Source organism: Clostridium sp. HCS.1 (genome assembly GCF_047900555.1).
Taxonomy (GTDB): Bacteria; Bacillota; Clostridia; order Clostridiales; family Clostridiaceae; genus Clostridium.
The window spans coordinates 2,329,936-2,345,660 of record NZ_CP170704.1 but is presented as its reverse complement, the minus strand read 5'-3'; the positions used below and the strand labels follow the sequence as shown (position 1 = coordinate 2,345,660).

The following is a 15,725-nucleotide window of genomic DNA, read 5'->3' as shown; positions in this document are numbered from 1 at the left end:
AATAGGAGATAAGATGAATAAAATTAATAATGTAAATTCAAGAAGCAGAGCTAAAAGAAGAAAATTTAAAAAAATTAATATGAAAAGCATAGATTATGCATTATTATGTGGTTTATTATTATTACTTTTTATTGGAGTTGTAATGGTATATTCATCAAGTTCATACTATGCCTTGTATCAAAAAGATGTTTATAATACAGAGTACTATTTTATAAAGGAAATAACCTGGGTAATTGTTGGTATAATAGGTATGGCTGCTACTATGTCTATAGATTATCATATTTATAAAAAGTTTACTCCATGGCTAGTTATGATTACCCTAGCACTTTTAGTATTAGTTTTATTTATTGGTGCTGATATAAATGGAGCAGTAAGATGGATAAGATTAGGGCCTTTATCCTTTCAACCATCTGAGCTTGCAAAGTATGTAATGGTTCTTTATTTAGCTTTACTTATTGATAAAAGAAAGGGTAAGATTAAGAAGTTTGGAGAAGGTACAATATTTTATTTATGTATAGCAGCTGTTTTTGCAGTTCTTATATTACTTGAAAAAAATCTAAGTATTACAGCTATAATTATGATGGTTGCTTTTATAATGATTTTAGTTGGAGGAGCAAAAATCAGTCACTTGCTATCATTGATACCAGTTGGACTTGCTGCAGGGCTAGCATTAATATTTACTCAAAGCTATAGATTAGATAGACTTACAAGCTTTCTAAATCCTTGGGCTGATCCATCTGGAGATAGTTATCAATTAATTCAATCCCTTTATGCATTAGGATCAGGAGGAATATTTGGAGTTGGACTTGGAAATTCAAGGCAAAAAGCTTTGTTTATGCCAGAGCCTCATAATGATTTTATTTTTTCAATTATAGGTGAGGAGCTTGGATTAATCGGATGTATTTTTATTATAGTACTATTTATGTTTATAGTAATTAGAGGAGCCACAATAGCTGTAAAAGCAAGAGATAATTATGGATTTTTATTAGCTATTGGAATAATTTCAGTTATTGCATTACAAGCTCTAATTAATATAGCTGTTGTAAGTGGTTCAATGCCTGTAACAGGGGTTCCAATGCCTTTTATAAGTTATGGTGGAACATCTTTAGTATTTAACTTAGGAGCAATGGGAATATTACTTAATATATCTAGACAGAGCAAAGATGAAGAAATATAATAAAATAGGACTTAAATATAAAAGAATAAAATATTATTATAATGAAGTTATATTTGGCAATATAGGAGGAATGTAATGAAGACTATACTTTTCACTGATTCTTGTTGTGATTTACCTATAAGCTTTGTTAAGGAAAATAATATTCAAGTTATGCCAATAATAGTGAATATTAATGGTGAAGATATCCCCGATGATTTAGGCAGAAGTATATCACACAAGGATTTTTATAGCCTTATAAGAAATGGTAAGTTACCAACAACATCACAAGTAAACGTAGATACTTTTGAAAGAAATTTCAGGAAATATGTAAGGGAAGGATACTCAATAATATATATTGGATTTTCTTCAGCCTTAAGTGGATGTGTTAATAGTGCAAGATTAGCAAAAGAACTTATAGATGAAGAAATAAAAGATGCTGATATTACTATAGTAGATACGAAAAGTGCATCAATGGGCTTAGGCTTACTTGTATATTATGCAGCTAATATGCTAAGGGATGGAAAAAGTAAAGAAGATATTATTAATTGGCTAGAAGAAAATAAGCTTAAAGTAAATCATTGGTTTACTGTTGATGATTTAAATCATTTAAAAAGAGGCGGCAGAGTATCAAGTACAGTAGCTATAGTAGGAACTATGCTAAGTATAAAACCTATTATGCATGTTGATAATGAAGGAAGACTAATTCCAGTATCAAAGGTAAAAGGTAGAAAAAAATCTATTAAAGATTTGTTTGACAAACTTAAAGAAAATATTGTAGATTCTGAAAATCAAACTATATTTATTAGTCATGGAGACTGTATAGAAGAGGCAGAAAGTTTAAAAGAATTAATATTAAGTGAAATAAGAGTAAAAGAAATTATAATTAATAATATAGGACCTGCAGTAGGTAGTCACTCAGGACCAGGTACATTGGCATTATTTTTCATTGGAAATAGTAGATAGTATTAAAATTTAATAATGTATAATTTAAGATAAATTCATAAAAAACTCCGAAAGGAGTTTTTTTATTTGATTTTTGTTAATGCATTTTACTATAAGCTATAAATATTGCAATTAGAATTATTTATGATGCTCCTTTTACCTTGAATTATTTAAGCTATAATGATAAAGTATAGTGTAGATTAAAAATTGAATTAAAATAATTTTAATATTGGCATAAAGAAAGGGTAGTTGTATGTACGAATATATAATAGGTAGATATAAAGGAATAAATAAAGATTATATAATTGTTGAAAATAATGGAATAGGATATAAAATTTTTACTTCAGGAGCAACTATGTCAGCTATGCCTAAAATAGACGAAGAAGTAATGCTTTATCTTGAACAAATAGTTAGAGAAGATTTTTTAGGACTATATGGATTTGATACTAAGGAAGAGCTTGAGATGTTTAAACTTTTAATTTCTATAAATGGAGTTGGGTCTAAAGCTGCATTGTCATTGCTTTCTATAAGTAGAATTAATAATCTAAGATATGCAATTATGATGGGAGATGACAAGCATTTATGTAAGGCACCTGGAATAGGTAAAAAAACTGCAGGTAGAATTATTTTAGAATTAAAAGATAAGATTAAGAAGGAAGACTTGGCAGAAGGTATTGAAAATATCGGAGATTTTGAAGATATTGTACCTGAAAATGCTAATAATATAGCTGAAGCTTTAGGAGCACTTTTAGCATTAGGATATTCTGAAAAAGAAGCAGAATTAGCTATAAAGAAGGTAGATAAAAATGACAGCATAGAAAATATTATAAAGAATTGCTTAAAGGTTCTTATGGGTTAGGGGTGAATAAATGGAAAGAATAATAACTCCACAAGAAATTTTTGAAGATGGAAGTACTTTAAGTTTAAGGCCTCAAAATTTACAAGAATACATAGGTCAAGACAAGGTTAAGGAAAGGTTAAATATATTTATAAAAGCTGCACAAAACAGAAATGAGTCCTTAGATCATGTACTTTTATATGGACCACCTGGACTTGGTAAAACTACTTTAGCAAATATAATAGCAAAAGAAATGGATGGTGAACTTAAGATTACATCAGGACCTGCTATAGAAAGAGCTGGTGATTTAGCAGCAATTTTAACAACTTTAAAGGATAATGATGTACTTTTTATAGATGAAATCCATAGACTTAATAGAAATGTTGAAGAAATATTATATCCTGCCATGGAGGATTACGTTTTAGATATTGTTATTGGAAAAGGAGCAGCTGCAAAGTCAATTAGACTTGATTTACCTAAGTTTACTCTAATAGGAGCTACAACAAGAATTGGAATGCTTACTTCTCCACTTAGAGATAGATTTGGAGTTCTTTGTGATATGCAGTATTATACTGAAGAGCAATTAAAAGAAATTATCATAAGATCTGCCTTTGTTTTAAATTGTAATATAACTGAAGAAGGTGCCTATGAACTTGCAAGACGTTCAAGAGGAACTCCAAGAATAGCCAATAGATTGTTAAAGAGAGTTAGAGATTATGCAGAAGTATACTCTAATTCAGTAATAAGCTATAAGGAAGCAAAAGCAGCTTTAGAACTATTAGAAGTTGATAGTAAGGGTTTTGATAGAGTTGATAATAAGATTCTAGAGGCTATAATAGATAACTTTAATGGGGGACCTGTAGGAATAGAAACTCTTTCATACTTTATTGGAGAAGAGCTTGGTACTATAGAAGATGTATATGAACCATATCTTTTACAAACTGGGTTTATAGTTAGAACATCTAGGGGAAGAGTTGCCACAGATAAGGCTTATGAACATTTAGGAAGAAGCAAGAGTAATAGAAAAACCACAGGGGAGCAACAAAAATTATTTTAAGAAATATACAATAAAAGATAAGGAGATAATAAAATGAAGGTTAGTGATTTTGATTTTGATTTACCAGAAGAATTGATAGCACAACATCCCTTAGAAAAAAGAGATGCTTCAAGATTAATGGTTTTAGATAAAAATACAGGGAATATAGAACATAGATCCTTTCATGATGTAATAGAATATTTAAATGAAGGAGATACTCTAGTATTAAACAATACTAGAGTAATGCCAGCTAGATTAATAGGCGAAAAAGAAGAAACTGGTGGGAAAATTGAATTTTTACTTCTAAAAAGATTAGAAGGAGATAAATGGGAGTGCCTTGCTAAGCCAGGTAAAAGAGCAAAAATAGGTCAAAACTTTGTTTTTGGTGATGGAAAATTAAAGTGTAAAGTTGTTGATATTATAGAAGAAGGGAATAGGATAATTGAGTTTTCCTATGATGGTATATTTGAACAAGTGTTAGACGAACTTGGAGAAATGCCACTTCCACCATATATAACAGAAAAGCTAGATGATAAAGAAAGATATCAAACTGTATATTCAAAAGAAAAGGGATCAGCAGCTGCACCCACAGCAGGCTTACATTTTACTAATGAATTATTAGAAGAAATAAAAGCTAAGGGAGTTAATATTGCTTATTTAACTCTTCATGTAGGACTTGGTACTTTTAGACCAGTTAAAGTTGAAGATATAAATGAACATATAATGCATTCAGAATTTTATCATTTAGATAAAGAAAATGCAGATTTAATTAATGAAACTAAAAAAAGAGGAAATAAGGTTATAGCTGTAGGAACTACATCTACAAGAACTTTAGAAACAATAGGAGATGAAAATGGTTTTGTAAGAGAACAAAGCGGATGGACAGATATATTCCTTTATCCAGGGTATAAATATAAAGTTATAGATGAACTTATTACAAATTTCCATTTACCAGAATCAACATTAATTATGTTAGTATCTGCTTTAGCAGGTAAGGAAAATGTAATGAATGCATATAATACAGCTGTAAAAGAAAGATATAGATTTTTCTCCTTTGGAGATTCAATGCTTATTAAAGAATAACATAAAAGAGGAAGTGAAATATTGAGTACAAAAAAATATACTTTATTAAAAAAAGATGGAAAAGCTAGAAGAGGTAGATTTGAAACTGTTCATGGAACTATAGAAACACCAGTATTTATGAATGTTGGAACTTTAGCAGCAATAAAAGGTGCTGTGTCATCTATGGATTTAAAAGAAATAGGATGTCAAGTTGAATTATCTAATACTTACCATCTTCATTTAAGACCATCTGATAAAGTTGTAGCTAATTTAGGTGGATTACATGATTTTATGAATTGGGATAGACCTATATTAACTGATTCGGGTGGATTCCAAGTATTTTCTTTATCAGGAATGAGAAAAATAAAGGAAGAAGGAGTATATTTTTCTTCACATATAGATGGTAGAAAGATTTTTATGGGACCAGAAGAATCAATGCAAATACAAAGTAATCTTGGATCTACTATTGCTATGGCTTTTGATGAATGTATTCCTAATCCATCAACTAGAGAATATGTAGAAAAGTCAGTAGCAAGAACTACTAGATGGCTTGAAAGATGTAAAGTTGAAATGGATAGATTGAATTCATTACCAGAAACTATAAATAAAGATCAAATGCTATTTGGTATTAATCAAGGTGGTTGCTACGAAGATATAAGAATAGAGCATGCTAAAACTATTACTAAAATGGATTTAGATGGATATGCTATAGGTGGTTTGGCTGTTGGGGAAACTCATGAAGAAATGTATAGAATTATTGATGCAGTTGTTCCATATTTACCTGAAGATAAGCCAATTTACTTAATGGGTGTTGGTATTCCTAGTAATATTTTAGAAGCTGTAGATAGAGGTGTTGACTTCTTTGACTGTGTACTACCAGCAAGAAATGGAAGACATGGTCATGTATTTACAAAAGAAGGAAAAATAAATTTAATGAATGCTAAGTTTGAGCTAGATACTAGACCTATTGATGAAGGATGTCAATGTCCAGCATGTAAAAGCTATACTAGAGCATATATAAGACATTTATTTAAAGCTAAAGAAATGTTAGCTATGAGACTTTGTGTTTTACATAACCTTTATTTTTATAATAAACTTATGGAAGATATAAGAGCAGCTATAGATGGAGGATACTTTAAGGAATTTAAGGAACAAAAGCTTAAAGAGTGGAATGGAAGAGCTTAAAGTATTAAATATCTGTTAATAAGATTGACAGTACTATATAAATGTTATATATTTTTTATTATGGAATAGTAAAAAGTTTACATGGAAGGAATGAATTAAATGGAAGCTATATTATCACTAGTGGTACCTTTTGCTTTAATGTTTGCATTAATGTACTTCTTATTAATATTACCAGAGAAAAAAAGAACAAAGAAATATAACGAAATGGTTTCAGCTTTAGAAAAAAATGATGAAATAGTTACAAGAGGCGGAATTATGGGTAAAATCATAATAGTTGAAGATGACTATGTAGTAATTGAAACTAGTGCTGATAGAACTAAATTAAGAATTACTAAAAATGGAATTGCAAGCAAAATAAATAAAACAGAAGAATAAGAATAATGCCCCCTAGTAAATCATAAAATATTTACTAGGGGGTGAAATTTTATGGAGTGGATAAATTATTTTAAAAGTGTATTAAGAGGTTTAGTTTGGGCACTTGTAATTACCATAATTATATCAATAATATTTTCTTTTATAATGAATAGTATACCTATGGGAGAAAAGGTTTTTAATATTATTTATGTGGTAATTTCATGCTTAGCATTAGTAGTAGGATCTATAATTGCTGTGAAGTCTTATGGAAGTAAAGGCTGGATTGTTGGATTAGCTGTAGGTTGTATATTTTACATAGGACTGTATTTCATTGGAATATTATTTGGTGCAGAAGCTACTTTAACAATATATGATTTTATAAAATTTGTATTATGTCTCTTTATAGGACTTTTTTCAGGAATGCTTGGAATTAATCTTTAGTTTTTAAAGAAAAAAGGTGTTGGTGTTACAGCACCTTTTTTTATTAGTATAAATTAAGCAGATATATGGTAAAAATATACAAAATAAAGAAAAAGTTGTTGATATTACTTAACATAAGTAATATAATTTATATGAAAATGAACTAGAGGGGGAAGAACATGAAAGGGAAAAGCAAAAGTAAGAGCAAAAGTTCAGTATTATTTGTACTTTCTGTAGTTGTAATTATATTACTAGCTCTTGTTGGTTTCAAAGGAGTTGAAATAGCAGGCTGGGAAGTGAAATCATTTAATAATGCAATTACAAAGGGCCTTGATCTTCAAGGTGGAGTTTCCGTTTTAATGGAGATACAAGAAGAGGATGTTTCATCTGACGTACGTCAAAGAACTAAACAGTTATTAGAGCTTAGAGTTAATTCACTAGGAGTAGCAGAAACTGTTGTTACTGAAGAGGGAGAAAAGAGAATAAGAATTGATGTCCCTGGAGCTTATGATTCTAATGAGATAGTGGATGGATTAAGTAAAACTGGTAACTTAGAGTTTAAAGACTCAGATGGAAATGTAGTTTTAACAGGAAAAGACGTAAAAGAAGCAACAGCGATTTTAGATGATACATCAATGCCAGTAGTATCATTAGAATTAAATAGTGATGGCCAAGAAAAATTTGCTGAAGTTACAGCAAATAATATTGGTAAATCTATTAGTATATATATGGACGATGAGGTAGTTTCATCTCCTGTAGTTCAAAGTGCAATTACTAATGGTAAAGCAGTAATTAATGGTATGTCATCAATGGAAGAAGCAACAAAACTAGCAGGAATTATAAGCTCAGGTGCACTTCCAGTTTCCATAAAAGCTGTTTCAATTACAAATGTTGGAGCACAATTAGGTTCAGAAGCTTTACCAAATGCAATGAAGGCTGGTGCCATTGGTATAGGAATAATATTTTTATTTATGATAATTTACTATAGAGTACCAGGAACATTTGCAAGTATTGCATTAACATTATATATTACTTTAGTTCTGTTAGTATTTACAGAAATGAAAGTAGCGCTAACATTACCAGGAATAGCAGCATTACTATTAACTATTGGTATGGCAGTAGATGCAAACGTGTTGATATTTGAAAGAATTAAAGAAGAATTAAATAACGGAATATCAGTAAAAAGTGCAGTGAAGGCAGGATTTGAAAATGCTATGTCATCAATTGTTGACTCAAATTCAACAACCTTTATTGCTGCATTAATATTATATTTCATAGGTTCTGGATCAGTAAAAGGATTTGCAGTTACTTTAATGATTGGTATTCTTTTAAGTTTATTTACAGCTTTAATAGTTACAAAGACTTTAATGAACTTATCAATTGATATGGGATTATTAAAGAAAAAGTGGCAATTTGGTAATAAAAAAGAAATAAAATCCTTTAAAGTAATTGAAAAAACTAAGATTTGGTTTGTCTTATCATTAATAGTGATAATAGTTGGATTAGGTTTTACAGTTTCAAAGGGATTAAACTTCGGAATAGATTTCCTAGGTGGTACTAAAATGGTAGTAGAGCTTGGAGAAGGTTTTAATAAACCAGAAGCTGATGAAATTGTAAAAGCATTAGTACCTGATGCTGTTACTAATGAAGCAGCAGATACACAATATGAAATAAAATCAAGAGACTTAGATAGTTCTAAAGTGTCAGAAGTATTTAAAGCTCTACAAGATAAATATAGTTTAGAAGATGAAGCTTTATTATCTCAAGATGAAATAGGAGCTTCAGTAGGTAAGGAACTTACTAGAAATTCTATAATTGCTTTATTAGTAGCTTGTTTAGCAATGTTAGTATATATTGTTATAAGATTTAAGATGGATTATGGTATAGCCGCTATAGTTGCACTTGTACACGACATATTAATTACAATAAGTGTATTTGCTATTTTTAATATTCCTGTAAATACACCATTTATTGCAGCAATATTAACTATTGTTGGATATTCAATAAATGACACAATAGTAATATTTGATAGAATAAGAGAAAATTCAAAGAGTATGAGAAGAGCTTCAGCTACAGAAATAGCTAATAAGAGCATAACTCAAACTATGTCAAGATCTATAAATACAACATTAACAACCTTAATAACAATTACTGCTGTTAATATATTTGTACCTACAGTTAGGGAGTTTTCTTTCCCATTAATTATAGGAATAGCTGCTGGTGCATATTCTTCAATATTTATAGCATCACCAGTATGGGTTTTATTAAGACATAGAGAAGAAAAAAAGTCTAATAAAAAATTAGTTTAATTCCAAAAATATAAAAAAATAAACCTCCTAAAGCAAATGGAGGTTCATTTTTTTTAGAAAACATTTGTATTATTTATGAATATACATTATAATATATGTGTTTTCTTAAGTTTTATGGAGGAGTTTATAATGCGTAAGTTTTGGGAGAGTATTTATAGTCCAAATTATATTACTGGATATAATCCCTTTATACTTAAAAATATGAGCAAAGCAATTGAACATATGGTAGAAGCTGTGAATAATAGAAAAAAGATAGTTATATACGGAGTGCCAAATGTTGATGGACTATGTGCCATATCTTCTTTACATTTAGTTTTAAAGTATTTAAATGCAGATATAGAATATGTAATCTGTGATGAAGATTCTAATTCGAGAATTACTTCTGAAGAAATAATAAATAATGTTAGTTTTTTAGGAGGACAACTGTTAATAACTCTAGGATTAGATTTAAAGTCAGATGAAGAGGAAAAGCTTTGTGGGGATCTTGGGATAGATTTGATAGTATTGGAAAATAAAGAAGTAGATAGTGAAAGAAATTATATATACATAAATCCGAATCAAAGAGGATGCAATTACAGATATAAGAATTTGTCTATAAGTGGAATTACTTTTAAATTAATGCAAGCAATTGCAATATATTACAATATAAAAAGTATAAATAAATATCTAGATTTAATTCTTATAGGAGAACAATGGGCAGAAGTTCCTTTAAAGGGCGAAAATGGAGTCATTTTAAAGGAAGGTAGAAAGTTCTTAATTAATACAAATAACTACGGTTTAAGAGCAATAATGGATTATTATGATATGGTTCAAATGGATGATGAATGCATATTAAAGATTATTAATCTTATTACACCAACTATAAATGCTGTAACCATGATGGATAACGCACGCATTATTATAGAGTTATTGACAACAAATAAAAAAGATAGAGCTGAACAAATAACAAAATATTTAAATAAATCCAAAATGACTATATAATTTTATATTAATTACTTTGAAATAAGAATAATTATAGTATTTTTTTTCTAAAGTGCTTATAATAATTATATGGTTATAATTATTAGTGATGGAGGAGTTATCATGGATCTAAAGGAAAGAATAAGAGTAGTTGAAAATTTTCCAAAGGAAGGAATTAGTTTTAAAGACATTACCACAGTTATTGGCGATGGTGAAGCTCTAAAGTACTCAATAGACAAAATGGTAGAACACTTAAAGGATAAAAAGATAGATTTAATAGTTGGACCAGAAGCAAGAGGATTTATTTATGGAGTACCAGTTGCTTATGCTATGGGGGTAGGATTTGTTCCTGTTAGAAAACCAGGAAAATTACCTGGAGAAACAATATCAATCACTTATGATTTAGAATATGGTAGCGACACATTACAAATTCATAAAGACGCTATTAAAAAGGGACAGAGAGTAGCTATAGTAGATGATTTATTAGCAACTGGCGGAACAATAGATGCTGTAGCAAAACTTGTAGAATTAGCAGGTGGAGAAGTGGTTTGTTTAGATTTTGCTATTGAGCTTACAGGTCTTAATGGAAGAGATAAACTTAAGAAGTATGAAGTTATGTCATTAGTTGATTATGAGTTCTAATTTTGTTGAAATAAAAAGACAAATATTATATAATAAAAGAAAATGGCTGGTTGTTAAAACCAGCCAATTATTTTAGACTAAATCAAAGGAGATTACCCATATGTATGAAAGCCTATTGCAGAAAATTAAAGAAAATTGTAATAATGTTGATATAAATATAGTAAAAAAAGCATATGATTTAGCTTGTGATGCTCATAAAAGTCAAAAAAGGGAATCAGGAGAACCTTATATAACTCACCCTATTGATGTAGCTATAATTTTGGCTGAAATGGGTATGGATACAAGTACTATTGTTGCTGGCCTTCTACATGATGTAATAGAAGATACAGAATATACTTACAATGATATAAAAAATATATTTAATGAAGAAATAGCAGATTTAGTTCAAGGGGTAACTAAACTTGGTAAAATAGAGTACAAAACAAAAGAAGAACAACAAGCTGATAATGTAAGAAAAATGCTTTTAGCAATGGCAAAGGATATTAGAGTGATAATTATAAAGCTTGCAGATAGACTTCATAATTTAAGAACATTAAAGTTTATGCCAAAGGAAAAGCAAAAACAAAAAGCTAAAGAAACTCTAGATATTTATGCACCTTTAGCTCATAGATTAGGTATTTCTAAAATAAAATGGGAACTTGAAGATTTATCTTTTAGATATTTACATGAAGAAGAATATTATGATTTAGTTAAAGAAATAGCTGAAAAGAGAGTTGAAAGAGAAACATATATATCAGAAATTAAAGAAGATTTATATAAAAAACTTGAAGAATCAGAAATAGATTGTGATATTGATGGAAGACCAAAGCATTTTTATAGTATTTATAAAAAAATGGTGACTAAAAATAAAAGTATTGAACAAATATTTGACTTAACAGCAATTAGAATTCTAGTTAATACAGTGAAAGATTGTTATGGAGTATTAGGGATAGTTCACACAATATATAAGCCTATTCCAGGTAGATTTAAAGATTATATAGCTATGCCTAAGCCAAATATGTATCAATCTCTTCATACTACAGTTATAGGGCCTCAAGGCAAAACCTTTGAGATTCAAATTAGAACCTTTGAAATGCATAAAACTGCTGAATATGGTATAGCAGCCCACTGGAAATATAAAGAAGGGGACACTCAAGAAGAAAGAGAAAATACCTTCGAAAATAAGTTAGCATGGTTAAGAGATATGCTAGAATGGCAAAAAGAAACATCAGATGCAGAAGAATTTATTGAGGGTTTTAAAATAGATTTATTTACTGACGAAATATTTGTATTTACTCCAAAGGGAGTAGTAATAAATTTACCAAGTAAAGCAACACCAATAGATTTTGCCTATAGAATTCATACTGATGTTGGAAATAGATGTGTTGGTGCAAAAGTAAATGGTAAGATAGTGCCACTTGATTATAATTTAAAGACAGGGGAAATAGTAGAAGTATTAACATCTAATAATGCAAAAGGACCTAATATAGATTGGTTAAATATTGCTAAGAGTAATCAAGCTAAGAGCAAAATAAGACAATGGTTTAAGAAAATTAAAAAAGAAGAAAATATAGATAAGGGGAAAGAAGCTTTTGAAAAAGAGCTTAAGAAGCAAGGTGTTATTTATTCAGAAATAGCAAAAGGCGAAAGCTATGAAAAAGCTATTAAGAGATATAATATACACAATATGGAGGATTTATATGCTGCTATAGGAATAGGACAAATATCAGCATCTTCATATATTTCAAAGCTTAAAGAAGAAAATATTGTTGAAAAACATAATATAGAAAATATAAATAAGGCCATTGATGAGCATATAAATAAAACAGATAAAAACAACACTAAGTCTATACAAGCCAACTCATATGGAGTAACTGTTAAAGGGGTTAGCAATCTTATGGTTAGATTTGCTAGATGCTGTAACCCAGTACCTGGAGATGATATACAAGGATATATAACAAAGGGAAGAGGAGTATCTATCCATAGAAGTGATTGCAACAATTTAAAATCTTTAATTAGCTTTGATCCTGGAAAAGTAGTTGAAGTTTCTTGGGGATTATCTAAGGGAGCTGCTTATGTTGCAGAAATACAAGTAAGAGCTGAAGATAGAATAGGAATATTATCAGATATTATGACAGTAATAACTGAATCTAAGCTTCCATTAAATGCTTTAAATGCTAAATCAGCTAAAGGCAATATAGCAATGATAAATATAAAAGTAAAGATAGATTCCATTGAACAATTAAAAGAGCTTATGAGAAAAATAAGAAGACTTAAAGGTGTAATGGATGTTTATAGAATGAACAATTAGTGAGGATTAATTATGCGTGTTGTAGTTCAAAAAGTAGCTTCATCAAAGGTAATTGTAAATAATACTGTTGTAGGTTCAATAGATAAAGGACTTAATTTATTAATTGGATTTTCAAAATCAGATACAGAGGAAGATTTATTATATTTAAAAGATAAAATAGTTAATTTAAGAATATTTGAAGATGAAAATGATAAGATGAATCTTTCACTTTTAGATGTTAAAGGTGATATTTTAGCTATATCTCAATTTACTCTATATGGAGATTGTAGAAAAGGTAGAAGGCCTAATTTTATGGAAGCAGAAGGTGGAGATAGAGCTAATGAATTATATGAAAGATTTATTGAATTATTAAGAGAAACTAATTTAAAAATTGAAACTGGAGAATTCGGCGCTCATATGAAGGTTGATATTCAAAATGATGGACCAGTAACGATAATTTTAGATAGTAAAAAGAATTTTTAGTTTAGGAGGAGGAAAGTTTATGGAAATAAAAACATATCCTCTTGGATCCCTTCAAACTAATTGCTATATAGCAATAGATGAAGAAACTAATAAAGCTGCTATTATAGATCCAGGAGCAAGTGCAAATTATCTTATTAAAGAAATTGAAGCTTTAGGAATTGATATAGATGTAATACTTTTAACTCATTGCCATTTTGATCATAATGGAGCAGTTGAAGAGTTGAAAGATAAATATAAAGTAGACGTATATTTAAATGAAGCTGAAGAAGAATATATGAATATAGATACAACTGGAATATTTGGTAAACTACCAAAGTTCTATAAATATTTAAATGAAGGTCAAGAAATAAAGGTAGGTAACTTAAGCTTTAAGACTATTTTCACTCCAGGACATACAAAAGGTGGCACATGCTTTTTAGTAGAAGATAATGTATTTACAGGTGATACTTTATTTAATACTTCTATAGGTAGAACAGACTTTTTAGGTGGAAGTTATAATGAACTTATTAATAGTATAGAAACTAAGCTTATGGCACTAGATAATAATGTTAATGTATATCCAGGACATGGACCAAAGTCTACTATTATGCACGAAAGGATGAAAAATCCATTCCTAGTGTAAAAGGAGAATAAATGGAAATAATAATAAATTTAAACAACTTAAAGTACAGATACGATGTATATCAAATGTTTAATATATATTATCCTTTAGATGAAATTAAGTTTGAAGATAAGGGAGATTATATTGTAAATATAGAAGAAAATAAAATTTCATTTTCATATAAGGATTTTTATAAGGAAGCTTTTTTAGAAGAAAATATTAAGGAAGATATAAAGAAATTAATATTTTCTTCTCTTAAAGAAATAACAGGAGACTATTATCCATGGGGAACACTAGTGGGTATTAGGCCTTCAAAAATTGCTCTTAAGTATTTAGAAGAAGGTAAAAATGAAAGTGAAATAGTAGAATTATTTAATAAAAAGCATTTAGCTTCAGAAGAAAAGGCTAAGCTTTGTATTGAAGTTGCAAAAAAGGAAAAGGAACTAGTAAATAAAGATGAAAGAAATATTGCTATTTATATAGGAATGGCATTTTGTCCAACTAGATGCTTCTATTGCTCTTTTACAGCAAATCCAATAGGTAGCAATAAGAAGTTAGTAAATCCTTATTTAGAAGCATTAACATACGAAATTAGAGAAATGAAGAAATATGTTGATGAAAGAGGATTAAAAATAGAAAGTGTGTATTTTGGAGGGGGAACTCCCACTGCAGTTAATAACGATGAATTTGAACATATAATGAAAGAAATACATACAGCTTTTGTTGAAAATAGAGAAATACTTGAATTTACTGTTGAATGTGGAAGACCAGATAGTATTACTTTAGAAAAGTTAGAAACTATGAAAAAATACAACACTACTAGAATTAGTATAAATCCTCAAACTATGAATGATAATACACTAAAGATGATAGGAAGAGGACATTCATCTAAAGAGGTAATAGAAAAGTTTAACTTAGCAAGAGAAATAGGCTTTGATGATATTAATATGGATATGATAATAGGTCTTCCTGGCGAAGGTATAAAGGAAGCTAAGTATACTGCTGAAGAAATACTAAAACTAAGACCAGACAGCTTAACAGTTCATGGATTGTCATTAAAGAGGGCATCTATTCTTTATGAAAACTTTATTCTAAAAAAGGGAATACAAATTAAAAAGCAAGAAGAGCTTTCTTCAATGTATGAAATTAGCAGAAAATTAGCAAAGGATTTAGATATAAAACCATATTATATGTATAGACAAAAAAATATGGTTGGAAATATGGAGAATTTGGGATATTCTAAAGAAGGCAAAGAATGTCTTTATAATATTCAAATGATAGAAGATAAGCAAACTATTATTGCATTAGGAGCTGATGCTGTTTCTAAAGTAGTCTTTTTAGAAGAAAATAGAATAGAGAGATTTGGAAATGTTAAAGACATCAAAGAATATGCAAATAGAATTAAGGAAATGGTAGAGGAAAAAAGAAAACTTTTAGATACACTTTACCTTAAATAGGAGGAGATAAT

At 29.0% G+C, this 15,725-nt stretch carries 15 protein-coding genes; all 15 read left to right on the top strand.

Going from position 1 to position 15,725, the window contains the following annotated elements:
* Positions 1-13: 13 nt before the first annotated feature.
* Positions 14-1,177: a stage V sporulation protein E gene (spoVE, locus tag ACFYH6_RS11170; RefSeq protein WP_416179950.1), complete on the top strand. Its 1,164-nt coding sequence runs from the start codon at positions 14-16 to the stop codon at positions 1,175-1,177.
* Between the two features lie 75 nt (positions 1,178-1,252).
* Positions 1,253-2,119, top strand: a complete 867-nt coding sequence (locus ACFYH6_RS11165) for a DegV family protein (RefSeq protein WP_416179949.1) — start codon at positions 1,253-1,255, stop codon at positions 2,117-2,119.
* Between the two features lie 232 nt (positions 2,120-2,351).
* The gene (gene ruvA, locus ACFYH6_RS11160; RefSeq protein ID WP_291707453.1) at positions 2,352-2,957 is read left to right on the top strand and encodes a Holliday junction branch migration protein RuvA; all 606 of its coding nucleotides are present in this window, start codon (positions 2,352-2,354) and stop codon (positions 2,955-2,957) included.
* A 10-nt stretch (positions 2,958-2,967) separates the two neighbouring features.
* Positions 2,968-3,993, top strand: coding sequence for a Holliday junction branch migration DNA helicase RuvB (gene ruvB / locus ACFYH6_RS11155; RefSeq protein ID WP_416179948.1), 1,026 nt, complete (start codon positions 2,968-2,970; stop codon positions 3,991-3,993).
* 33 nt (positions 3,994-4,026) lie between these two features.
* The gene (gene queA, locus ACFYH6_RS11150; protein ID WP_416179947.1) at positions 4,027-5,055 is read left to right on the top strand and encodes a tRNA preQ1(34) S-adenosylmethionine ribosyltransferase-isomerase QueA; all 1,029 of its coding nucleotides are present in this window, start codon (positions 4,027-4,029) and stop codon (positions 5,053-5,055) included.
* Between the two features lie 21 nt (positions 5,056-5,076).
* Positions 5,077-6,219: a tRNA guanosine(34) transglycosylase Tgt gene (tgt, locus tag ACFYH6_RS11145; protein WP_416179946.1), complete on the top strand. Its 1,143-nt coding sequence runs from the start codon at positions 5,077-5,079 to the stop codon at positions 6,217-6,219.
* A gap of 99 nt (positions 6,220-6,318) precedes the next feature.
* On the top strand, positions 6,319-6,594 hold the full coding sequence (gene yajC, locus ACFYH6_RS11140) for a preprotein translocase subunit YajC (RefSeq protein ID WP_316343647.1): 276 nt from the start codon (positions 6,319-6,321) through the stop codon (positions 6,592-6,594).
* A gap of 51 nt (positions 6,595-6,645) precedes the next feature.
* Positions 6,646-7,014 (top strand): TIGR04086 family membrane protein, encoded by a 369-nt coding sequence (locus ACFYH6_RS11135; RefSeq protein ID WP_416179945.1) that lies wholly within the window; start codon positions 6,646-6,648, stop codon positions 7,012-7,014.
* A gap of 158 nt (positions 7,015-7,172) precedes the next feature.
* The gene (gene secD / locus ACFYH6_RS11130) at positions 7,173-9,302 is read left to right on the top strand and encodes a protein translocase subunit SecD (RefSeq protein WP_416179944.1); all 2,130 of its coding nucleotides are present in this window, start codon (positions 7,173-7,175) and stop codon (positions 9,300-9,302) included.
* 129 nt (positions 9,303-9,431) lie between these two features.
* Positions 9,432-10,283, top strand: a complete 852-nt coding sequence (locus tag ACFYH6_RS11125; protein ID WP_316344052.1) for a DHH family phosphoesterase — start codon at positions 9,432-9,434, stop codon at positions 10,281-10,283.
* A gap of 102 nt (positions 10,284-10,385) precedes the next feature.
* Positions 10,386-10,904 (top strand): adenine phosphoribosyltransferase, encoded by a 519-nt coding sequence (locus ACFYH6_RS11120; protein ID WP_316344051.1) that lies wholly within the window; start codon positions 10,386-10,388, stop codon positions 10,902-10,904.
* 100 nt (positions 10,905-11,004) lie between these two features.
* Positions 11,005-13,194, top strand: coding sequence for a bifunctional (p)ppGpp synthetase/guanosine-3',5'-bis(diphosphate) 3'-pyrophosphohydrolase (locus ACFYH6_RS11115; protein WP_316344050.1), 2,190 nt, complete (start codon positions 11,005-11,007; stop codon positions 13,192-13,194).
* A 12-nt stretch (positions 13,195-13,206) separates the two neighbouring features.
* Positions 13,207-13,656, top strand: coding sequence for a D-aminoacyl-tRNA deacylase (dtd, locus tag ACFYH6_RS11110; RefSeq protein ID WP_316344049.1), 450 nt, complete (start codon positions 13,207-13,209; stop codon positions 13,654-13,656).
* 19 nt (positions 13,657-13,675) lie between these two features.
* The gene (locus ACFYH6_RS11105) at positions 13,676-14,278 is read left to right on the top strand and encodes an MBL fold metallo-hydrolase (protein ID WP_316344048.1); all 603 of its coding nucleotides are present in this window, start codon (positions 13,676-13,678) and stop codon (positions 14,276-14,278) included.
* Positions 14,279-14,289: 11 nt separating this feature from the next.
* A complete protein-coding gene (locus ACFYH6_RS11100; protein WP_416179943.1) occupies positions 14,290-15,714 on the top strand; it encodes a coproporphyrinogen III oxidase in 1,425 nt (474 codons plus the stop codon).
* Positions 15,715-15,725: the final 11 nt, after the last annotated feature.